Origin of the sequence: Janthinobacterium sp. GW458P, assembly GCF_002127585.1 — a bacterium.
GTDB lineage: Bacteria > Pseudomonadota > Gammaproteobacteria > Burkholderiales > Burkholderiaceae_D > Janthinobacterium.
On sequence record NZ_NEGZ01000030.1, the window covers coordinates 53,718 to 74,775 of the forward strand.

16 protein-coding genes and 1 pseudogene are annotated in these 21,058 nt (G+C 64.5%); 3 read left to right on the forward strand and 14 right to left on the reverse strand.

The window, feature by feature from the left end; all coding sequences use genetic code 11:
- Positions 1-49: 49 nt before the first annotated feature.
- The 5 genes from CBW50_RS17200 to CBW50_RS17220 all read right to left on the reverse strand — a co-directional run bounded on the left by CBW50_RS17200 (position 50) and on the right by CBW50_RS17220 (position 8,907).
- Positions 50-4,237, reverse strand: a complete 4,188-nt coding sequence (locus CBW50_RS17200) for a two-component regulator propeller domain-containing protein (protein ID WP_226936453.1) — start codon at positions 4,235-4,237, stop codon at positions 50-52.
- Positions 4,238-4,357: 120 nt separating this feature from the next.
- Positions 4,358-5,527, reverse strand: a complete 1,170-nt coding sequence (locus CBW50_RS17205) for a patatin-like phospholipase family protein (RefSeq protein ID WP_076567526.1) — start codon at positions 5,525-5,527, stop codon at positions 4,358-4,360.
- A gap of 111 nt (positions 5,528-5,638) precedes the next feature.
- Positions 5,639-7,414 carry a gamma-glutamyltransferase gene (gene ggt, locus CBW50_RS17210; RefSeq protein ID WP_086146694.1) on the reverse strand — a complete coding sequence of 592 codons (1,776 nt, stop codon included), beginning with the start codon at positions 7,412-7,414 and terminating at the stop codon, positions 5,639-5,641.
- 125 nt (positions 7,415-7,539) lie between these two features.
- Positions 7,540-8,298 (reverse strand): 3-hydroxyacyl-CoA dehydrogenase, encoded by a 759-nt coding sequence (locus CBW50_RS17215; RefSeq protein ID WP_086146695.1) that lies wholly within the window; start codon positions 8,296-8,298, stop codon positions 7,540-7,542.
- A gap of 162 nt (positions 8,299-8,460) precedes the next feature.
- On the reverse strand, positions 8,461-8,907 hold the full coding sequence (locus CBW50_RS17220) for a hypothetical protein (RefSeq protein WP_086146696.1): 447 nt from the start codon (positions 8,905-8,907) through the stop codon (positions 8,461-8,463).
- Positions 8,908-9,195: 288 nt separating this feature from the next.
- On the opposite strand from CBW50_RS17220, the gene CBW50_RS17225 reads away from it, so the two are divergent.
- Positions 9,196-11,253, forward strand: coding sequence for a TonB-dependent receptor (locus CBW50_RS17225; RefSeq protein WP_086146697.1), 2,058 nt, complete (start codon positions 9,196-9,198; stop codon positions 11,251-11,253).
- A gap of 59 nt (positions 11,254-11,312) precedes the next feature.
- Here the strand turns inward: CBW50_RS17225 and CBW50_RS17230 are convergent.
- From CBW50_RS17230 to CBW50_RS17270, 9 genes and pseudogenes are all read right to left on the reverse strand, one after another.
- A pseudogene (locus CBW50_RS17230) lies at positions 11,313-11,736 on the reverse strand (hypothetical protein); the annotation flags it as partial.
- 13 nt (positions 11,737-11,749) lie between these two features.
- Complete coding sequence (locus tag CBW50_RS17235) at positions 11,750-12,145, reverse strand: hypothetical protein (protein ID WP_086146698.1); 396 nt, start codon at positions 12,143-12,145, stop codon at positions 11,750-11,752.
- 200 nt (positions 12,146-12,345) lie between these two features.
- The gene (locus tag CBW50_RS17240) at positions 12,346-14,469 is read right to left on the reverse strand and encodes a sodium-translocating pyrophosphatase (RefSeq protein ID WP_086146699.1); all 2,124 of its coding nucleotides are present in this window, start codon (positions 14,467-14,469) and stop codon (positions 12,346-12,348) included.
- Between the two features lie 228 nt (positions 14,470-14,697).
- Entirely contained in the window at positions 14,698-15,354 is a 657-nt protein-coding gene (gene adk, locus CBW50_RS17245; RefSeq protein WP_086146700.1) for an adenylate kinase, read from the reverse strand.
- Positions 15,355-15,661: 307 nt separating this feature from the next.
- A complete protein-coding gene (kdsB, locus tag CBW50_RS17250) occupies positions 15,662-16,420 on the reverse strand; it encodes a 3-deoxy-manno-octulosonate cytidylyltransferase (protein ID WP_086146701.1) in 759 nt (252 codons plus the stop codon).
- 2 nt (positions 16,421-16,422) lie between these two features.
- A complete protein-coding gene (locus CBW50_RS17255; protein WP_010395789.1) occupies positions 16,423-16,599 on the reverse strand; it encodes a Trm112 family protein in 177 nt (58 codons plus the stop codon).
- On the reverse strand, positions 16,580-17,635 hold the full coding sequence (gene lpxK, locus CBW50_RS17260) for a tetraacyldisaccharide 4'-kinase (RefSeq protein ID WP_086146702.1): 1,056 nt from the start codon (positions 17,633-17,635) through the stop codon (positions 16,580-16,582). Before lpxK ends, CBW50_RS17255 begins: the two co-directional genes overlap by 20 nt.
- A gap of 74 nt (positions 17,636-17,709) precedes the next feature.
- Positions 17,710-18,150 (reverse strand): biopolymer transporter ExbD, encoded by a 441-nt coding sequence (locus CBW50_RS17265; protein ID WP_086146703.1) that lies wholly within the window; start codon positions 18,148-18,150, stop codon positions 17,710-17,712.
- Positions 18,147-18,752, reverse strand: a complete 606-nt coding sequence (locus tag CBW50_RS17270) for a MotA/TolQ/ExbB proton channel family protein (RefSeq protein WP_086146704.1) — start codon at positions 18,750-18,752, stop codon at positions 18,147-18,149. Before CBW50_RS17270 ends, CBW50_RS17265 begins: the two co-directional genes overlap by 4 nt.
- A gap of 881 nt (positions 18,753-19,633) precedes the next feature.
- On the opposite strand from CBW50_RS17270, the gene CBW50_RS30205 reads away from it, so the two are divergent.
- Together CBW50_RS30205 and xseA are read left to right on the forward strand one after the other, a co-directional pair.
- Positions 19,634-19,765 carry a hypothetical protein gene (locus CBW50_RS30205; RefSeq protein ID WP_264296515.1) on the forward strand — a complete coding sequence of 44 codons (132 nt, stop codon included), beginning with the start codon at positions 19,634-19,636 and terminating at the stop codon, positions 19,763-19,765.
- 316 nt (positions 19,766-20,081) lie between these two features.
- On the forward strand, positions 20,082-21,058 hold a 977-nt coding region (xseA, locus tag CBW50_RS17275), incomplete at its 3' end, for an exodeoxyribonuclease VII large subunit (RefSeq protein WP_086146705.1).

Genomic DNA, 21,058 nt, shown 5'->3' on the forward strand with positions numbered 1-21,058 from the left:
CGTATTCTACCCAGTTTCCCGTCGTGTCCGATTGATGAACTTGTATATTTTACATTTTCCTGTCCAAATCGGCGATTTGCGCCAGCAATGCCCGCAAGCGCGGCAAATGCAGGGCCACCTGCTGCCAGCGCCCGCCGTCGGCCGCCTCCTCCAGTTCCGTGCACAGCATGTGCAGTTCCGTCTCGTCGAGATAGGCGGCGCTGCCCTTCAAGCCATGCAGCAAACGTCCGGCGCCGTCCTTGTCCTGCGCGGCCAGGGCGGTATCGAGTTCATGCAACCGGCCTTCCAGGTCGGCCACGAAGGCGGCGCGGATGCGGCGCTGCAGCTCGCCGCCGCGGTTGGACGGGACCGGCGACGGCGCAGGCGCGGGCGCGACGCCGAACAGCGCATCGAGTTCGGCCTGGCCGCGCGCCACATCGCGCGACTCGCCGGACGGCATGCGCGGCAGCATGAAGCCGCGCTGCAGCTGGCGCTCGATGGCGCGCGCCAGCAAGCCATGCAGCGCCGCCTCGTCGACAGGCTTACTGAGAAAATCGTCCATGCCCACGCCCAGGTAGCGGCTGCGGTCTTCTTCGCTGGCATTCGCGGTCAGGGCCACGATCATCAGCTCCTGGTCGCGCACGGGTTGATCCGGCCAGCCGCCCAGGCGGATCAGGCGCGTGGCCGTGGCGCCGTCCATTTCCGGCATGCGTCCATCCATCAGTATCAGGTCATAGCGCGTATGCACGCACGCCGCCACCGCCAACGCGCCGTTGGCGACGACGTCGACCCGGTGTCCCAGCTCTTCGAGCATGACGCGGATGATGATCTGATTGGTGGGGAAGTCCTCCGCGCACAGCACGCGCAGCTGGTGGCTGTGCGGCGCCAGCGCCACCTGCGGCACCAGCGGCGGCGCCACGCCGTCGGCCAGCGGCAGGGTGAACGTAAACACGCTGCCCTGCCCCGGCTTGCTGGCCACTTCGATCTCGCCATCCATCAGTTCAACCAGCTGGCGGCAGATCGCCAGGCCCAGGCCCGTGCCGCCATAGCGCCGCGTGGTGCTGGCGTCGGCCTGCTCGAACTTCTGGAACAGGCGCGCCATGGCCTCCGCGTCGATGCCGATGCCGCTGTCGCTGACGGTAAAGCGGATCAGGTTGACCTGCCGCCCGGCAGCTCCCGCCGCCTGGGTCACGCCGGCCCGTTCCACGCTCACGCTGACGCCGCCGCGCTGGGTGAACTTGAAGGCATTGCCGACCAGGTTGACCAGCACCTGCCGCAAACGGGTGGGGTCGCCCACGACGAAGGGCGGCAGGTCGGGCGCGAAATCGATGGCGAAACCGATGCTGCGCGCGGCCGCCTGCTCCTCGAACAGGCTGACCACATTCTCGATTGCCGCGCCGAGCGCGAAGTCGATGTTTTCGATACTCAGCTTGCCCGCCTCGATCTTGGAAAAATCGAGCAAGTCGTTGATGATCACCAGCAGCGACTGCGCATTGGCCTGGCCGCGCAGGATCTGCTCGCGCGTGGCGTCCTGCAGCTGCCCGTCGCGCAAGGCGAAACCCAGCATGCCGATCACGCCGGCCAGCGGCGTGCGCATCTCGTGGCTCATGTTGGCCAGGAATTCGGATTTCTGGCGCGTCGCGTCTTCGGCCTTGCGCTTGGCCTGGCGCAGGCTTTCCTCGTTTTTCTTCAGGCTGCTGTTGACCTGCGCCAGCGCGTCGGACTGGGCGCGCACTTCGATCTCCTTGCTTTGCAGTTCGGCGTTCTTCTGGTACACCTCGGCCGTGCGTTCGCTGACCTGCTTTTCCAGCTCGTTCTGCTGGCGCCGCAGCGCGCGCACGCGCTGCCGGTAGGTGCCATACACGGCGCCCAGCAGCAGCGCCGCCATCAGGGTGCGGAACCACCAGGTTTTCCAGTACGGCGGCAGGATCGTGATGGCCAGCGTGGCGCCGCTCTCGTTCCACACGCCGTCCTTGTTGGCTGCCTTGACGCGAAACACATAGTTACCGGGATCGAGATTGGTGTAAGTGGCAAAGCGCCGCCCCGCGTCCGTCATGACCCAGTCCTGGTCGAAACCTTCGAGCCGGTAGGCGAACATATTGCGCTGCGGCGCGGCGAAATGCAGGGCCGCGAACTCCAGCGAAAAAACGCTCTCGCGGCTGGTCAGCACCAGCTTGCGCGTATGGTCGATCGCCGCCCTGAGCACCTGGGCGAATTCGCCGCGGCCGATGGCCACCGGCTTGTTGAAGATCTGCAGCTCCGTGATGGCCACCAGCGGCGGCACGCGGTTGTCGTGGATATCCTGCGGCACGAACGCCGTCATGCCGTTGAACCCGCCGAAGTACATGGTGCCGTCGGCCGCGCGCAACGCCGCGCCATCGAAGTACGAGCCTTCCACCGTGCCGTCGGCGCTGTCGTAATTGCGGAACAAGCCGCTGCGCATGTCGAGGCGCGTGATGCCGCTGTTCGTGCTCAGCCACAGCTGCTCGTCGTCGTCGCCCAGGATGCTGGCGATCGCGTCGTCGGCCATGCCATCCTTGCGCACGAAACGGCGGAAACGGATCTCCCCTTTCGCGTCAACGTCCATGCGGTTCAGGCCATTGGCCGTGCCCACCCACAGCACGCCGCGCTTGTCTTCATGCAGGAAGTGCACCTCGTCATGGCTGAGACTATGCGGGTTTTGCGGGTCGTGACGGAAATGGCGGAAATGGCCGCTGGCGCGGTCCAGCAAGTCCAGGCCGTGGAATGAACCTATCCACAGCCGGCCCTTGCCGTCCTCCAGCACGGGCCGCACCATGTTGTCGGACAGGCTGTTCGGATCGGCCGGGTCATGGCGGTAGGTCGTGAAGCGCCGGCTGGCGGGGTCGAAGCGGTGCACGCCGCCGCGCGTCGAGACCCACAGCATGCCGCTGCGGTCGCTCACGATATTGCGGATGGTGTCGCTGTTCGGGTCCCCCGCGGCGAAGCGCATGGTAAAAAAGCGTCCCAGCGCCGGATCGAAGCGGTGCAAGCCCGTCGAGCCGCCCACCCACAGCACGCCGTCCGGCGCCTTGTACAGGGTCGTGACCTGCTCGTCGCGCGACATGCCGGGCGCGCTGCGCAAGTCAAACAGCTGCGACGTGCCGTCACGCGTGTCGTACAGCTTCAAGCCGCCCTTGGTGGCCAGCCACAGCTTGCCGCCGCCCGCATCGGCCAGCGCGCGCACTTTCTTGTCCGCCAGCGCTCCCACGTCGCCGGGAGCGCGCACCATGCGCGAAAAACCGCCGCTGCCCAGGTCGACCCGGCTCACGCCGTTGTACCAGGAGCCGACCCAGAAAGTGCCCGCGCGGTCGCGGAACAGTGACGACAGCTGGTTGTCGGCGACGCTGAACTTGTCGCCCGTCTGGTGGCGGTACTGCAGGAAGCTGTCGCTCCCGGGCAGCCAGCGGAACAGGCCGTCGGCATTGCTGCCCAGCCAGACCGTGGCGTCGACATCCTGGTACAGGCTGGCGACGCGGATGGCGGAAAAACCCTGTTTTTCGCTCAGGCGCAGGCGCGCCTGCGGCGGCTGGCCGGCGGCGCCCAGACGCCAGCGCTCGGCGCCGGCCATGGTGCCGATCCACAGGTTCTGCTGGCGGTCGACCAGCAGCGACTGGATGACGTTGTATTTCGAGCCGGGCTCCGTATCGACGGCGAAATGTTCGAAGCGCTCGCTGCCCGGCGCCAGCATGTCCAGGCCCGTCACGGTGCCGATCCACAGCCGATTGTGCGCGTCCAGCGCCAGCGCCTTGATCTCGTTGTCGCCCAGGCTGTGCGGGTTGCCCTCTTCATGGTGCCAGGTGCGGAAGGCGCCCGTGGCGGGATCGAAATGCTGCAAACCGTCCGAGGTGGCGATCCAGAAGCCGCGCGCGCCATCGTCGAGGATGGCGTGGATATGCCGGTTGCCATTGCCGCGCTTGCTCTTTTCCGCCGGAACGTAATGCGTGAAGGTCTGGCTGGCGGCGTCGAAGCGGTCCAGCCCATTGTCGGTGCCGACCCACAGCTGGCCCTGGCTGTCGACATGCAGCTCGCCGACCCAGTTGTCGGCCAGGCTGGTCTTGTCGCCCTCGACATTCTTGTAGACGACCATGCGGTAGCCGTCGAAACGACTGAGGCCGGACTGGCTGCCGAACCACATATAGCCTTGCCGGTCCTGGGCAATGGCCAGCACGGATTCCTGCGCCAGCCCCTGCTCGACGCTGAGCTGCTCGAAGCGCAGGGTGGGCGCAGGCGCCGCCATGGCCGGGCCGCCCATCAGAAGAATTAACAGTAAGGCAACATCGCAAACACGTCGAAATACCAGCACAATCGTCCTGTCAAAAAAAACGCGAAAACTCCGGCAACTGTTCCGGGGGCCGTCTCAAGAACCAAAAAACGCCAGTACATCGTCCTTGCGGGCCTGCGTATCGCGCTGTCCAAGACGGATCAGCTCGTTAGTATACGTCGATTCGAACAACAAATACGAGGCCAGCGCCGCGCCGCGCGCTTCGGCCGCGCCGATGCCCGACAACATGGTGCGTATGGGGCGGGGCAAACTGCCGATATGCCGGCTGGCGATGGCGTCGAGGCGCTCGGACGGCGCGATGACCAGCAGTTCCACCGGTTTCAGCGCCGTCTTGCCCAGCAATTCGGGCGGCAGCATCGACAAGGTGAGGTTGATGCGGTTCAGCCGTTCGATGTCCACGGCCAGGCCGTCGAGGAAGATCGACGACAGCGCATGGCCGGCGATCTGCGCCAGACTGGGGTAGCGCGCCGCGTCGCCCGGTCCGGGCGCCGGCTCCGTCATGCGCCCCGCGCCCACCACCAGCACCTTGTTTGCGCCCAGGTGGATGGCCGGCGAGATGGGCGCCAGCTGGCGCATCGAACCGTCGCCGCAGTACTCGCGCTGGCCGCCCACATACAGGGGCACGGCGGGGAAGATGAAGGGAATGGCGGCCGAGGCGAGCAAGTGTTCCACGCCGATCTGGTCCTGCAAGGCCAGGCGCTGCGTGCGCACCCAGGGGGCGATCTCGGCTCCCGTCTGGTAAAACGTCATGTGCCGGCTGCCCGAATACGACGAGGCGGTGACGGCCAGCGCATGCAGCAGGCCGTCGGCCAGGGCGGCGTCCAGGCGCGGCAGGTCGAGCATGCGGTGCAGCAGGCTGACCAGCGGGGTATTGTCGAGCAGGGAATTGGGCGGCGACGCATGCCACTGGCGCAGCAGCCAGCCGAACGACAGCAAGGACAGCCAGCGCGCGCCCGAGCGGATCACGCCCAGCGAATCGGCGCGGTAGACCTGCTCGACCTGGATGTGCTGCCACACGTCGAGCAGCTTTTGCACGCCTTCACCGAAGTTATCAGCCCGGCAAGCCAGCGCCGTGGCGTTGATGGCGCCGGCCGAGGTGCCGCAGATGATGTCGAACGGGTTGCGCGCCGGCGCCCAGCCCGCTTCCCACAGAATCGCCGAGATGGCCTGCAGCACGCCCACCTGGTAGGCGGCACGGGCGCCCCCTCCCGTGAGTATCAAGCCTGTTTTATTTTGCATTCCCATGCCGGCAGATTAGCAGGGTCTTGGTGCTTTGTGGAAAAGTTTCGGGGTCAGACCCGTTGGCTCTGCCCCCAGCTTTTGCCTTCGGGCTAAACAACCATAGCAATCAAAAAATCAATCCCCCCTGACCATGCCTTCACGCCGTGGATCGGCCCCGCCAAACCAGAAATCCTTGCCGTGCGCGGACAGGCGCATGACGCCCTGCAAGCCGGAATTCTGCTCGATGACGCGCACTTCGTGGCCCATGGCCTGCAATGCCTCGACCTGGGCGGCGGGCGCGCGGCCCTTTTCCAGCTCCGTCGGGCCGTTGCGGCTGCCGAAATTCGGCAGGCTGATGGCCTGCTGCACGTTCAGGCCCCAGTCCATGGTGCCGACCAGCACCTTGGCCACGTAGTTGATGATGGACGAGCCGCCCGGCGAGCCCGTCGCCAGCACGAGTTTTTGCGTGCCCTTCTCGAACACGAGGGTGGGCGACATGGCGCTGCGCGGGCGCTTGCCCGGCTGCACGCGGTTGGCGATCGGGCCGTCCGCATCTTGCGAGTCGAACGAAAAATCCGTCAGCTGGTTGTTCAGCAAGAAGCCGTCGACCATCTGGCGCGAGCCGAACGCGTCTTCCACGCTGGTCGTCATCGACAGGCCGCCGCCAAAAGCGTCGACGGCCACCAGGTGCGAGGTCGACGGGCGCTGCAGGGCGTTGTCCATGCCCCACGCCACCTGCATGCCGGGCGGCGTGCCGGGCAAGGCCTTGCCCATGGATTTGTCGCCGATCAGGGAGGCGCGCTGCGCCAGATAGGTTTTGTCGAGCATGGAGGCGATGCCCTTGCCGGGCAGCGGCACGAAGTCCGTATCGGCCACGTAGCGGTTGCGGTCCGCATAGGCCAGGCGCCCCGCTTCCGAGAACAGATGGATCGCCTGCGCAGCGGGCACGCCGTCGACGGGCGCATACGCGCCGATATCCTTCACTTCCAGGATGCCCAGCATCTGCGCGATGGCGATGCCGCCCGACGAGGGCGGCGGCATGCCGCACACGGTCCACGCCTTGTAGTCGCTGCAGACGGGCTCGCGCACCTTGGCGCGGTAGCCCGCGATGTCTGCCGCCGTCAGCTTGCCCGGATTGGTCGGGTGCGACGCCACCTTGGCGGCGATGTCGCGCGCGATGCGGCCGTTGTAAAAGGCGTCGGCGCCGCCGCGGGCGATCTCGCCCAGGGTGCGCGCCAGTTGCGGGTTTTTCAGCACGTGGCCGACGGGCCAGGCCTTGCCTTCCTTGTCATAGAAATACGCGGCGGCGACGGGGTCGCGCTTGAGCGCCTGGTCCCAGCTCAACAGGCCGTTGAGGCGCTGGCTGACGGGAAAGCCGCCGTGCGCCAGGCCGATGGCGGGGCCGAACAGGGTCGCCCACGGCAGCTTGCCGTGCTCCTTGTGCGCCAGTTCCAGCATGCGCAGCACGCCCGGCGCGCCCACGGAACGCCCGCCCACGACGCCCGTGGCGCGCGAGACGGGGCTGCCGTCCGCATTCTGGAACAGGTGTTCGTCAGCGGCCGCAGGCGCCGTTTCGCGCCCATCGAAGGCCTGCACGCCCTTGGCCGTCGAGTACAGCAGGAAGGCGCCGCCGCCGATGCCCGACGATTGCGGCTCGACCAGGGTCAGCACCAGCTGCGTGGCGATGGCCGCGTCGATGGCGCTGCCGCCCTGTTTCAGCATCTGGTAGCCGGCATCGGCGGCCAGCGGATTGGCGGCGGCGACCATGAATTTCTGCGCCGTCCAGCCCGACTTTTCCGCATATGCGGTGGCGATTTCCGGCGCCTTTTGCGGCACTTCGGCACATACGGGATTGGCAGCCAGGGCTCCCAGCAAGGTCAGGCTCAGCGCCAGCGGTTTCAATGCGATCATGGATTCTCCGATAAAAAAAGGGCGCACAGCCAGGCAAGGCTGTACGCCCCATACGGGGGTATCCTACATCAAATGCCCATTAGGGGACTGCCTTCGCAAGAGAGCCTGGCGATGTCCAGGTGCACTTACTTTGGCTGCATGCGGATGGCGCCGTCCAGGCGGATCGTTTCGCCATTGAGCATGACGTTTTCCACGATGGCTTTCACCAGTTGCGCGTATTCGCCGGGCTTGCCCAGGCGCGAAGGGAACGGCACCATCTTGCCCAGCGCATCCTGCACCTCGGCCGGCATGCCCAGCAGCATCGGGGTTTCGAAAATGCCGGGCGCCACGGTCATGACGCGGATGCCGTTGCGCGACAGGTCGCGCGCCATCGGCAGGGTCAGGCCGACCACGGCCGCCTTCGACGAGGCATAGGCCGCCTGGCCGATCTGGCCGTCATAGGCCGCCACGGACGCCGTGTTGATGATGATGCCGCGCTCGCCTTCGGCCGTCGCATCCTGTTTCGCCATGGCGTCGGCCGCCAGGCGGCACATATTGAAGGTGCCCACCAGGTTGATGTTGACGACTTTCTGGAACAGGGCCAGCGGATGCGGACCGTCCTTGCCCACGGTTTTCACGGCCGGCGCCACGCCGGCGCAGTTGACCAGGCCGCGCAAAATGCCCAGCTTGCCTGCCGCCGCCACCACGGCCATGCCGTCTTCTTCCGACGTCACGTCGCACTGCACGAACACGCCGTGCAATTCCGCGGCCAGCGCCTGGCCCGCCTCCGTCTGCACGTCGGCCAGCACGACCTTGCCGCCGGCCGCCGTCAGCATGCGCGCCGTGGCCGCGCCCAGGCCCGATGCGCCGCCCGTGATGATGAATACATTGTCCTGAATCTGCATGAAGTCTCCTGAGTGATAAGGGCCGTGTTCCCGGCGCCCGATGGTTGATGCACGATGCCATCATTACGCGCTATTACGTTTACGTAAACGTAATGTCGGCGACAATTGTAGCCACTTTTGCGGCCGCCGAGCGAAAACTTGCAGCGACAGCCAATGGCAGGGCTAAAAACACTGGATGAAAGCGCCGTTGCGATGGCAGATGCGTCCGTTGGCGTCGAGCGTGGCGTTGCCCGCGCCGTTGTAGCGCGCGCCGGACGCGTCGCGGCAACCGCCCGTATCGCATGAACCGATGGCTTGCGGCGCGCCGGGCATGGGGACGGCCAAGCCCGGCGGCATGGGCGCCGTGGGCACGACGGGCGGTGCCGTGCCCTGCGCCGGCATGCGGCCGATCACCTGCGCCACAGGGCGGCGCGGCTGCACGGGTGGCGCCGTCCGGCACGGTTCGACGGCCAGTTTCGTGCTGTCATGCGGATCGAGCCGGCAGACGGGCAGCGCTTCCGGAGCCGCCGGGGCCGCCGCAAAGGCCTGCCCCCAGGCCAGGCCCGCGAGGGCGCAAGCGAGCGCCAGCGCGGCGCGGGGCCGATGGTGTGCTGCTGTCGCGGTATGCATGCTGCCTCCCGAAAAACAATGCCTGCTCCATTATTCGCACACGCCGCCGCGGATGCCAAAGCACGTAACAATTTCTCACGGGTGAAGATGGCGCAGACACGGCCACGCCATCCGGTAACGGTGTTTTATTTCCCGCCAGCACTTTCCTTCTTGCCAGGATGGCATTACAATAAGAACGATTCTTATTCTCATTAGCAGAATTTCAGCGCATTTCTTATATTTTAAACACTTCATACCCGAGCCACCCGGAAGGCAGCCAGGAAATAACAACACTCCGGAAAGATCAACATGACATACCGCCGTCCCGCCCCCAGCTCTGTTCTGCTCACGCGCGTTGCCGCACGCCCCGCCGCCGTCCTCCTGCCCTGCCTGCTGTCGCTGGCCGTCAGCGGCGCCTGGGCCGAAGGCAATGTGGCCGCCGATCCCACCATGAACACGGTGGTCGTCACCGCTTCCGGCACGGCCATCGACATCAAGGATGCGCCGGCCAGCATCAGCGTCATCACGCGCGAGGAAATCGAGCGCCAGCCCGTGTATGACCTCAACACCCTGCTGCGCCGCATCCCCGGCGTGACGGGCGGCACCGGCCCCGAAGGCGAAGCGTCGAAGATCAAGCTGCGCGGCCTGCCCGACAAATACACGCTGATTCTCGTCGACGGCAAGCGCGTGGGCAGCTCGGCCGACACGGCCTACCGTCCCGACCTGGGCCGCCAGGACTTGAACTGGATCTCGCCCGACATGATCGAGCGCATCGAAGTGGTGCGCGGTCCCATGTCCTCGCTGTACGGCTCGGACGCCATGGGCGGCGTGATCAACATCATCACGCGCAAGGTGCCGGGCAAGTGGAACGGCTCGGCCACGGCCAATTACACGCAGCCGCAGGACAGCGGCCGCGGCACGGCGCACCAGCTGGGCGTGAACCTGGCCGGCCCCCTGTCGGACACGGTGGGCATGCGCCTGGGCGTGAGCCAGACGCGCCAGAATGCCGATGAAAAATCCTTCGACAAAGCGGGTGCCATGGGCGGCGAACGCAACCAGACTGTCTCGGGCCAGCTGACCTGGGCGCTGGGCAAGAAACAGAACCTGTCGCTGGACGCCAGCTATGGCAGGCAGGAAGCGAGCACTTCGAGTGCGCGTGATGCGGATGGCGAACCGCTGGTCTACAGCTGGGGCGCCAGCAAGCTGATACGCAAGAGCGCCAGCCTCGGCTACGAAGGCCGCTGGGACTTCGGCAAGACCACGGTCAACCTGTACCACAACGATTTCGACAACGAAGTCGTCGGCACGGTGGCCAAATCCAAGGACAGCACCCTGGACGCCAGCCTGGAAAAACGCGTCGGCTGGGGCGGCATCGAGCAAATGCTGGTGATGGGCGGCCAGTGGAAGCACCAGGAACTGACGAACACGGATACCATCGGCACCGTGCCCACCGATTACCTGGGCAATCCCGTCAGCGGCGCCACCCTGTCCGGCACCACCTCGGCCCTGTTTGCGGAAGATCAATTGTTCCTGCGCGAGAACCTGACGGCCACGGCCGGCCTGCGCCTCGATCACCACAGCAAGTTCGGCAACCATTACAGCCCGCGCCTGTACCTCGTGTACCACCCTGCCCCCGCCTGGACCATCAAGGGCGGCATCTCGCAAGGCTTCCGCGCACCGAGCCTGAAGGAAAACTCGCCGGCGGCGGCCACGCAGTCGGGCGGACGCGGTTGCGGCAGCCTGAAGCCGCTCGGCTACATCACGGGCGGCTGCTACATGGCCGGCAATGCGGACTTGAAGCCGGAAACGAGCACGGCCGGCGAGATCGGCGTGGCGTGGGAACAGAATGGCTGGGACGTGGGCCTGACGTACTTCCACACGGATTTCAAGAACAAGATCGACTACGCGCCGCTGGGTTTTTACCAGAAACAGTGGTGGACCAAAATGACGAATATCCAGAAAGCGCGCACCAGCGGCCTGGAAGCGACGGCGAATATCCCGCTGACGAAAAACCTGAACTGGCGTAACAACGTGACCTACATGGCCGAGGCGAAGAACCTGACCACGGGCGCCAACCTGCTGTCCACGCCAAAACTGTCGTGGTACTCGGCGCTGGGCTGGCAAGTCAACGACCAGCTGTTCGGCGAAGTATCGGCCCAGTACACGGGCAAGGAGCTCGATGCGGGCAAACTGGCCGACAAGGCTTACACCATCGTCGACACGGTCGTGTCGTACAAGGTCACGCCCCAGTGGACGGTGCGCGGCGGCGTGCAGAACCTGTTCAAGAAAGGCCCGATGGCCGATGGCCTGGTCGACTACTACGTGCCGGGACGGCGCATGTTTGTGGGCCTGACTTCAAGGTTCTAATAACGGGGCGGCGGCGTGTCGGGCGGCGGCGTGGCGGCATTCGCCGGCACGCCGCTGAGCATCTGCCCGGCGACGGGTACCTTGTGGCCGCTCGCATACATGCATTGCTGATAAGCATTGTCGTAGCGGCGCTGCATGCCGTACGAGGAACTGTCCGCCGCGCCCGTGCCGGCCAGGGCGCCAAAGACGAGACCCGTGCCCGCCCCCACGCCAGCGCCATGGCCGCCATCGATGGCGGCGCCGGCCGCCGCGCCGANCCGCGCTGCGCACGCCGCTATCGACGCCGGCCTGCTGCGCCGAAGCACCGCCCAACTGGCCTTGCGCATAGCCGCGGCACTGCAGCTCATCGCTGCGGAACTGCTCAAAACTCTTGCCCGTGCCGGGCAAGACCATGACCGACGGCCCTTCCGGCAGCACCGTGCAGGCGGCCAGCAGCAGGGGCGCCAGCATGCCGGCACGTCCCATCAACGTTCTCGTATTCATGTTCGCCTCCCCGTCAGCGCACGCTGGTCGGCAGCACGGCACGCCATGCCGTACTGCAATTTTTCACGTAGGGATAATAGCCTTGCGGATTGCGGCAGTAATACCACATCTGCGCCGTCGGCTCGCCGCCCTGCTCGATGTACACGGGCGGCGGCTGCACGACCACCGTGCGGCCATAGGGATAAGGATAGCCATACCACGGGTCGCCATACCAGCCCGGTCCATAGCCATACCACCATGGCGAACCCACCCATACGCCCACCTGCGAATGGCCATGAAAGTGGCCGTGATGGCCGTGGCCGCCGTGGAAACCGCCGTGCCGGCCCGCCTGCGCCTGGGCCAACCCTGCGATACCGCTCAATATCAGCAGCGCCAGCAGCGCGCCGCCCTTCCTGTTGCTGCTGTCCATGACATCCTCCTGCCATCCATGCCAGAGCGTAAAGCTCACTCCTTCGCTCCATTATTGGCAGGGGTGCGGCACAAGCAAAGGCGCTGTAACAATTGCTCACCTTTGATACGCTGAGGATATGGACGGCAGGAAAGTTTCACAGGCGCAAAACGCAAACAGCCCCGCGGCGCGGGCCACGGGGCTGCAGGGAAGGCGCCGCCTTATTGCGCGGGCAAGCTTTGCACGGGCGTGGCCGGCGCCAGGGTGGCCGGCGCGGACGCGTGAACGGGCGCCGGCGCGGCTACGGCCAGCCAGCCCGTGGCCGGCAGCAGCGGCACCAGCAGCAGGGCCACGATATTGATGATCTTGATCAAGGGATTGACGGCCGGTCCCGCCGTATCCTTGTACGGGTCGCCCACGGTGTCGCCCGTGACAGCCGCCTTGTGCGCATCGGAACCCTTGCCGCCGAAATGGCCATCCTCGATGTATTTCTTGGCATTGTCCCAGGCGCCGCCGCCCGTGGTCATGGAAATGGCCACGAACAGGCCCGTCACAATCGTTCCCATCAGGAGGCCACCGAGCGCCGCCGGCCCCAGCAGCATGCCGACGACGATGGGCACCACGACGGGCAGCAAGGAGGGCACGATCATTTCGCGGATGGCCGACGCCGTCAGCATGTCAACGGCCTTGTCGTATTCGGGCCGCGCCGTGCCTTCCATGATGCCCTTGATGTCGCGAAACTGCCGGCGCACCTCGACCACCACGGCGCCGGCCGCGCGGCCCACGGCCTCCATCGCCATGGCGCCGAACAGATACGGTATCAGGCCGCCGATGAACAGGCCGACGATGACCATGGGGTTCGACAGGTCAAACGTGATGTGCTGGCCCACGGATTCGAGCGCATGCGTGTAGTCGGCGAACAGCACCAGCGCGGCCAGGCCGGCCGAGCCGATGGCATAGCCCTTGGTGACGGCCTTGGTGGTATTGCCGACGGCGTCCAGAGGATCGGTAATGGCGCGCACGGAGTCGGGCAGGCCCGACATCTCCGCGATGCCGCCCGCGTTATCGGTGATGGGGCCATACGCGTCGAGCGCAACGATGATGCCCGCCATCGACAGCATCGAGGTGGCCGCGATGGCGATGCCGTACAGGCCGGCCAGCTGGTACGAGACGAGGATGGCGATGCAGACGGCCAGCACCGGATAGGCGGTGGACTTCATCGACACGCCCAGGCCGGCGATGATATTCGTGCCGTGGCCCGTCGTCGACGCTTCGGCGATGTGGCGCACGGGCTTGAAGTCCGTGCCCGTGTAGTACTCGGTGATGTAGACCATCAGGCCCGTGAGCACGATGCCGACGACGGTGGCGCCCAGCATCTTGTAGCGCATGGCGTCGTCGGGCCACAGCAGCCACGTCACCACGGCAAAGCCCACCAGCGACAGCCCGGCGGCCCACCACAAGCCCGTGTACAGGGCCGACATGATCTTCCTGCCGGGCGCTGTCTTGACCATCGAGCAGCCGACGATGGAGGCGAGGATGGAGACGGCGCCCAGCAGCAGCGGGTAGATGATGGCCGTGCTGCTGGCCTCTGCCATCAGCAGCGCGCCCAGCAGCATGGTGGCGATCAGGGTCACGACATAGGTTTCGAACAGGTCGGCCGCCATGCCGGCGCAGTCGCCCACGTTGTCGCCCACGTTGTCGGCGATGACGGCCGGGTTGCGCGGGTCGTCCTCGGGTATGCCCGCCTCGACCTTGCCCACCAGGTCCGCGCCCACGTCGGCGCCCTTGGTGAAGATGCCGCCGCCGAGCCGCGCAAAGATGGAAATGAGCGAGGCGCCGAAGGCCAGGCCGATCAAAGGCTTGATCAGGTCATGCTGGGTCAGGCCGGGCGCGCCCGTCGTCGCCAAGAGCCAGTAGAACAGGGTCACGCCCAGCAGGCCCAGACCGACGACCAGCATGCCCGTGATCGCGCCGCCCTTGAAGGCCACGTTCAGGGCCTGGTTGATGCCCAGGGTGGCCGCCTGCGCCGTGCGCACATTGGCGCGCACGGAGACATTCATGCCGATGAAGCCGCAGGCGCCCGACAGCACGGCGCCGATCAGGAAGCCCAGCGCCGTATGCAGGCCAAGCAGCACATAGATGGCGATCAGCAGCACCACGCCGACGATGGCGATGGTGCGGTACTGGCGCGCCAGGTAGGCGGCCGCGCCCTGCTGGATGGCCAGGGCGATTTCCTGCATGCGCGCGTTGCCGGGATCCTGACGCAGGATCCAGCTGCGCGACACCAAACCATATACCACTGCGACCACGCCGCAGGCTACCGCAAACCACAAACTGGCTGCCATATCGTCCCCTTCTGTTTTTATCCGACGTCATTGCCGACAGCTGCAGACCGCACCGGGTAGGCACGCGCAGCCAGGAAAACACGACCTGCAAAAAACTTCAACCACGAAAACGTCAAGCACTCAGCGCAAATCGTTCAACATTAATCATTTGGCAAAGCCCTGCTGACAGTCTGCCTGAAAAGCGGGCGAAAAAAAAGCGGACACTGAGGTCCGCTTTTAAATAACTGCTTATTCCGCCAGGGCGGCAAATGCGCTGTCGCGGATTTGCTCGACCGGACCGACGCCGGCGATGCGGCGGTATTTCGGTGCGCCCGGCAGGCCGGACTTGGCCCAGTCATTGTAGTAGCCGAGCAAGACCTTGGTCTGGTTGTGGTACACGTCCAGGCGCTTCTTGACCGTTTCCGCCTTGTCGTCGTCGCGCTGGATCAGCGGTTCGCCCGTGATGTCGTCGACGCCGTCGACCTTGGGCGGGTTGAATTTGACGTGGTAGACACGGCCCGAACCCGGGTGGCTGCGGCGGCCGTCCATGCGCTCGATGATGGACTCGTCCGGCACGTCGATTTCCAGCACGTAGTCGACATTGATGCCGGCATCCTTCATGGCGTCCGCTTGCGCGATGGTGCGCGGGAAGCCGTCGAACAGGTAGCCATTGGCGCAATCGGCTTCCTGCAGGCGGTTCTTGACCAGGCCGATCATGATGTCGTCCGACACGAGGCCGCCCGCATCCATGACTTTTTTCGCTGCCAGGCCCAGTTCGGAGCCTTCCTTGATCGCCGCGCGCAGCATGTCGCCCGTGGAGATTTGTGGAATATTGTATTTTTCTTTGATGAAGTTAGCTTGGGTGCCCTTGCCGGCACCGGGTGCTCCTAAAAGTATCAGACGCATTGAAAGTTCCTAAAAAGCAGATTTTGGATGGTGGTATGTGTAATTTTTTTTAGATGGTGTTGCAATGACTATCTTTCCCTACGAAACTTACCACAAAAAATCCCCGCAACGCCAGTTTGCTGTCGAATTGCTATGCCCTGATTGATCAAAGCCAGCAAATATCGCTGCAGACGTTTCAAAATGTGGTTTTTTGTGGCAGGCCCCGCATAAAATTTTTCTCGCGCACCCGCGGCGCCCGAAAAACGTTCAGGGCAAGGCGCGCCGCCGCATGTATGCAGGGCGGAGCACCGCAGCCATGGGCGTTTTATCAGGTGACGTGCTGGTAGTGCGCCTGGACGCGCGCCAGATCTTCCGGCGTGTCGACGCCGGCGGCCGGCGCCGAATCCGTGACATGCACGGCGATGGCATAGCCATGCCACAGCACGCGCAGCTGCTCCAGCGCTTCGATCGCTTCCAGCGGCGACGCGGACAAGCCCGGATAGGTTTGCAGGAATGCATTGCTGTATGCATACAGGCCGATATGGCGCAGCGGCACGTAGCCTTGCGGCAAGTTTTCACGGGATTGGGCAAAGCCGTCGCGGTGCCACGGTATCGTCGCGCGCGAGAAATACAAGGCGCGGCCGTTTTTATCCAGCACCACCTTGACGACATTCGGGTTGAAGGCATCGCCCACGTCATGCAGCGGATGGGCGCACGTGGCCATGGGGACGGCGGCGCTGATCTGCGCCGCGCAGGCGGCCAGCAGGGCCGGATCGATCAGCGGTTCGTCGCCCTGCAGGTTGACGACGACGGCGTCCGGCGGCAAAGCGAGCGTGCGCGCCACTTCGGCGATGCGGTCCGTGCCCGACGGATGGTCGGCGCGCGTCATGCACACTTCCACGCCATGCGCGGCGCAGGCGTCGCGGATGGATGCATGGTCGGTGGCGACGATGACGCGCGCGGCGCCCGACAAGGCTGCCTGCTCGGCCACGCGCACCACCATGGGCTTGCCGCCCAGGTCGGCCAGCGGCTTGTTCGGCAGGCGCGTCGAGGCCAGGCGGGCCGGGATGATGACGATGAACGCCATCGTTATTCCACTGCGTCTTGCAGTGTGCGCGCTTCGTCCGCCCACATGATGGGGATGCCATCGCGGATAGGATAGGCGAGGCGGTCGGCGCGGCAAATCAGTTCCTGCGCCTTCTTATCGTGTTCAAGCGGGCCCTTGCAAACAGGGCAGACCAGGATATCAAGCAGTCGAGCGTCCACGACATTTCTCCACAATTTGTTGGGCCAGCGCGCTATCGATGCGCGCACTGACCGGGACGACCCACAGTCTCGGGTCATCTTTGAGATGTTCAATTTGCGCACATTTTACTGCATCCTTCTCGGTGATCAAGATCACATCCGCGTCGAGTGCCGCGAATGGCTGGTCGAGAAAGTCGTGATGGTCGGGCAAAGGCAGTTCCGTGAAGTCCAATCCGGCGCCGCGCAGCATGGCAAAGAAACGCCGGGGATTGCCGATGCCGGCTGCCGCCACGATGCGCTGGCCGCCGGCCGCCAAGTCGCTCAGTGCCACGCGTTCGCTGCGGTCCGTCAAGCGTTCGGCCATGCCGCCATCGAGCCGCATCTGCACCACCAGGGCGCCCTTGGGCGCGACCTGGCCCACCAGCGCCGGCGCCAGCTCGGGCGCATTGATCACCGTCACGTCGCGCCGGCGGCGCGGCGATTCGCGCAAGGGTCCCGCCGGCAGCAGCCAGCCATTGCCGGCGCCGCGGCCGTCGAACAGCACGATTTCCACGTCGCGCCGCAGGGCGTAATGCTGCAAGCCGTCGTCCGTCACCAGCACGTCGACCTCGGGGTGCGCCGCCAGCAGCGCCCTGCCCGCTTGCGCGCGGTCGCGCCCCACCATTACGGGACAGCCGCCGCGCTGGAAGATCAGCAGCGGCTCGTCGCCCACCTGCTGCGGCGTGGACTCGCCCGTCACGGCGCGCGCCAGCCGGTCGGCGCTGCCATGGCCGCGCGAAATCACGCCCGGGCGCATGCCCGCGTCGCGCAAGGCTTGCACCAGCCAGATCGTCAGCGGCGTCTTGCCCGTGCCGCCGATAAAAATATTGCCGACGACCACGACGGGCACGGGCAGGCGCGCCGATTGCAGGACGCCGGCACGGTACAAAACGCGCCGCACGGCGCTCAGAGCGCCGAACAGCAGGGACACGGGCCACAGCGCGCACGCCAGCGGGCCGCGCGTCAGCCAGGCGCGGGTGAGAGTGGTTTCAAGCTTGGCGGGGGAGGATGTGGGCATGCGGTGAGGAGTCAAGGGCTGGGGTCAGACCCGGCCGGTCTGCCCCCAATTATGTTGCCGGTAACGGCGGGAATTTACTTGCCGCCCGCCTGCGCCGCGAACGTCAGCTTTTCATAGCCGGCCAGGCGCGCCGCTTCCATGACGTGGATGACCATCTGGTGCATGGCGAACTGGTCGGCGTTGACCACCACCACGGGCGTCTGCGCGGGCGCCTTGCCGCCGTTGGCCGCCTTGGCCGCGTTTTGCAGGGCGTCGGCCAGGCCGGCCACGTCGCGGAACGAGACCGGTTCGCGGTTGACCGTGTAATTGCCCTTGGCATCGATGGTGACGTCGAGCTGCTGCGGCTTGTCCTTGGCCTGCTCGGCGTCGGCCGTCGGCAAGGTGATCTGCAATTCCGTAAACTTGCTGTAGGTGGTGCTGACCATGAGAAAGATCAGGATCACCAGCAGCACGTCGATGAACGGGATCAGGTTGATTTCGGGGTCTTCACGCCCCTTGCCTTTGCGGAAGTTCATTTGCGGCCACTGTGGACGATGTCGACGAATTTGACGGCTTGTTGCTCCATGTCAATGACGAAGCTGTCGACAAGGGCGCGGAAATGGCGGTAGAAGACCAGGGTCGGCATGGCGATGGCCAGGCCGAAACCCGTGTTATACAGGGCCACCGAGATGCCGTGCGCCAATTGTGCGGGATTCGAGCCGCTGGCGTTTTGCGAGCCGAAGATTTCGATCATGCCCACCACCGTGCCGAACAGGCCCATCAGCGGCGCCAGGGTGGCGATGGTGCCCAGGGTGGTCAGGTAGCGCTCGAGCACGTGGGCCACGCCGCTGCCGGCCTCCTCGATCGATTCCTTCATCACCTCGCGCGGCGCATCGACGTTGCGCAGGGCGGCGGCCAGCACCACGCCCAGCGGTGAATTATCTTCCAGCTTGGCCACCGTGTCCGGCGTGATCTTGCCGCTGCGATACACCTGCACCACTTCATCGAACAGCTTGCGGGGCAGGATCTTGGCGCGTCGCAAATACAGCAGGCGCTCGATGATCAGGGCCAGGGCGACGATGGAAGCGATCAACAACAGCCAGATGGGCCAGCCGGCGGCTTGAAATATAGCGAGCAAAAGAAACTCCTGGTAAAGGGAAGGCGGGGAAGCGCCCGGACAGCCTGTATTGTACCGAGCGCCGAACAGCGATTGCATGTCGGCGCAGGAATGGCGCAATGTAGCGCGTTGCCGCGCCGGCGGCAAGTGGCGCCTGCATGGCACTTGTCCACACGGCGCGGCGGGAGCGCAGCGCCGGCGCACAGTTTTGCACACTTTGTGTGGATAAGATTGTGAGCAAGCATGAAGTCCGGCACGCAAGCCATTGATTTACATGAATATTATCAGCCTGCGCAAAATACAGGCATAGCAGCTTATCGACAGTAGTCAATGTCAATAAATTAATACTTGCAGAGTTCTGCACATTTACTGTGGACAAGATTGTGCGCAAAGCCGAAGAATTCACCCAAGCTATTGATTTTAAAGGAAATTAAATCGATGCGCAAAAAAGTGGCAGGCAACCTCAAACAAACCGCAGCCAGAGCGTCAAAGTTCTGCACACAATCTGTGGACAAGATTGTGCGCAAGCGCAAAGATAGGCGCTAAGTACATTGATTTATATCGTTTTTATTGTCTTGCATAAAAATATGGCAAGGACCGAAAAGCGGCGTTTTCAGCACCCGATTTCACGGCTACGGCGTACTTTTCCAGCGCCAGCGCAGTTCCACACATAAAGTGTGGATAAGATTGTGAGCAAGCCGATTGACTCCGTGCAAGAGCATTGATTTTAAAGGAGTTTTTTTCGATGCTGAAAAATGAGGCAGCGCAAGCACCTGTCCGCGCGGTGGAAAACGGGGAGAAAAGGCGAAACGATTTAGGCGGTTTTGCACATATTCTGTGGATAAGATTGTGAGCAAGGCCCACGACTACACGCTAGACCCTTGATCTATATGGCTATTTTCATGTTGCGCAAAATTCAGGCAAGCCTTGCCATGGCCCTTCCGGTGGATAAATCCGGTGCCGCGCAGGAGTTCTGCACATTTTTTGTGGATAAGATTGTGCGCAAGGCCAGGCATGGCATACTAAGCGCTTGATTCCTATGCACTTTATTTCCGTGCGCAAAAATGTAGCAAGGCATTTCTCTTCATCGAAAGGAGTCTGTCCGCTAACGTTTGTCCAAGGCAAAAAGTTCCGCACACTTTCTGTGGATAACTTTGTGCGTAAGTGGCAGGGGCTACACTGATGTGCTTGATATTAAAGGACTTTTTCCCCGTGCACGCAAATCAGGCATACGGGAATTCTGCATGAAATCAAATACTTAGAAATAGAACTTGTTGTTTTGCACGATATATGACATAAGCATGACCTCGCCGATAATATGTGGACAGTTCCCCACCCGCTCCCAGCTTCATGATGACCGACACCCCGACTGACAGCGGCTTTGCCGCCCCGCCCGTGCTGACCGTCAGCGCCCTGAACCAGGCCGTCGCGCGCCTGCTCGAACGCTCGTTTCCCCTGACCTGGATCGCCGGCGAGATTTCCAACTTCACGCGGGCCGCCTCCGGCCACTGGTATTTCACGCTGAAGGATGACGGGGCCCAGGTGCGCGCCGTGATGTTCCGTGGCCGCGCCCAGTTTGCCGGCTTCACGCCGCGCGAAGGCGACAAGGTCGAAGTGCGCGCCCTCGTCACCCTGTACGGCGCGCGCGGCGATTACCAGATCAATGTGGAAGCCATCCGCCGCGCCGGCGTGGGCGCCCTGTACGAGGCGTTCCAGCGCCTGAAGGAAAAGCTGGCCGCGCAGGGCCTGTTCGACCAGGAACGCAAGCGCGCCATCCCCATGTTCGCGCGCAGCATCGGCATCGTCACCAGCCCGCAGGCGGCCGCCTTGCGCGACGTGCTGATTGCGCTCAAGCGCCGCGCGCCGCACGTGTCCATCATTCTGTATCCAACGCCCGTGCAGGGCCAGCAGGCACCGGAAAAGATCGCGCACGCCATCCGCACGGCATCAGCAAGGGCCGAGTGCGACGTGCTGCTGGTATGCCGCGGCGGCGGCAGCATCGAGGATTTATGGTCATTCAACGATGAAGCCGTGGCATACGCGATCGCCGATTGCGCCATCCCCGTGATCAGCGGCGTGGGCCACGAGACCGATTTCACCATCGCCGACTTCGCGGCCGACCTGCGCGCGGCCACGCCGACGGCGGCGGCCGAACTGGCGGCCACGCCGCGCGCCGACTGGATGGCCTCGCTGCGTGCCGACGCGGCGGACCTGCGCCGCGCCATGCGCCGCAGCCTCGACGACGCGGCGCAAACGCTGGACCGCCACAGCCGGCGCCTGCTCAACCCGACAGCGCAACTGCGGCAGCAGCTGCAGGCGCTGCTGCC

Coding starts and splice junctions, on each gene's coding strand:
- CBW50_RS17200 (WP_226936453.1), bottom strand. CDS start 4,237: ATGGCGGCGCCTGCGCCCACCCTGCGCTTCGAGCAGCTCAGCGTCGAG.
- CBW50_RS17205 (WP_076567526.1), bottom strand. CDS start 5,527: ATGGGAATGCAAAATAAAACAGGCTTGATACTCACGGGAGGGGGCGCC.
- ggt (WP_086146694.1), bottom strand. CDS start 7,414: ATGATCGCATTGAAACCGCTGGCGCTGAGCCTGACCTTGCTGGGAGCC.
- CBW50_RS17215 (WP_086146695.1), bottom strand. CDS start 8,298: ATGCAGATTCAGGACAATGTATTCATCATCACGGGCGGCGCATCGGGC.
- CBW50_RS17220 (WP_086146696.1), bottom strand. CDS start 8,907: ATGCATACCGCGACAGCAGCACACCATCGGCCCCGCGCCGCGCTGGCG.
- CBW50_RS17225 (WP_086146697.1), top strand. CDS start 9,196: ATGACATACCGCCGTCCCGCCCCCAGCTCTGTTCTGCTCACGCGCGTT.
- CBW50_RS17235 (WP_086146698.1), bottom strand. CDS start 12,145: ATGGACAGCAGCAACAGGAAGGGCGGCGCGCTGCTGGCGCTGCTGATA.
- CBW50_RS17240 (WP_086146699.1), bottom strand. CDS start 14,469: ATGGCAGCCAGTTTGTGGTTTGCGGTAGCCTGCGGCGTGGTCGCAGTG.
- adk (WP_086146700.1), bottom strand. CDS start 15,354: ATGCGTCTGATACTTTTAGGAGCACCCGGTGCCGGCAAGGGCACCCAA.
- kdsB (WP_086146701.1), bottom strand. CDS start 16,420: ATGGCGTTCATCGTCATCATCCCGGCCCGCCTGGCCTCGACGCGCCTG.
- lpxK (WP_086146702.1), bottom strand. CDS start 17,635: ATGCCCACATCCTCCCCCGCCAAGCTTGAAACCACTCTCACCCGCGCC.
- CBW50_RS17265 (WP_086146703.1), bottom strand. CDS start 18,150: ATGAACTTCCGCAAAGGCAAGGGGCGTGAAGACCCCGAAATCAACCTG.
- CBW50_RS30205 (WP_264296515.1), top strand. CDS start 19,634: ATGTTGCGCAAAATTCAGGCAAGCCTTGCCATGGCCCTTCCGGTGGAT.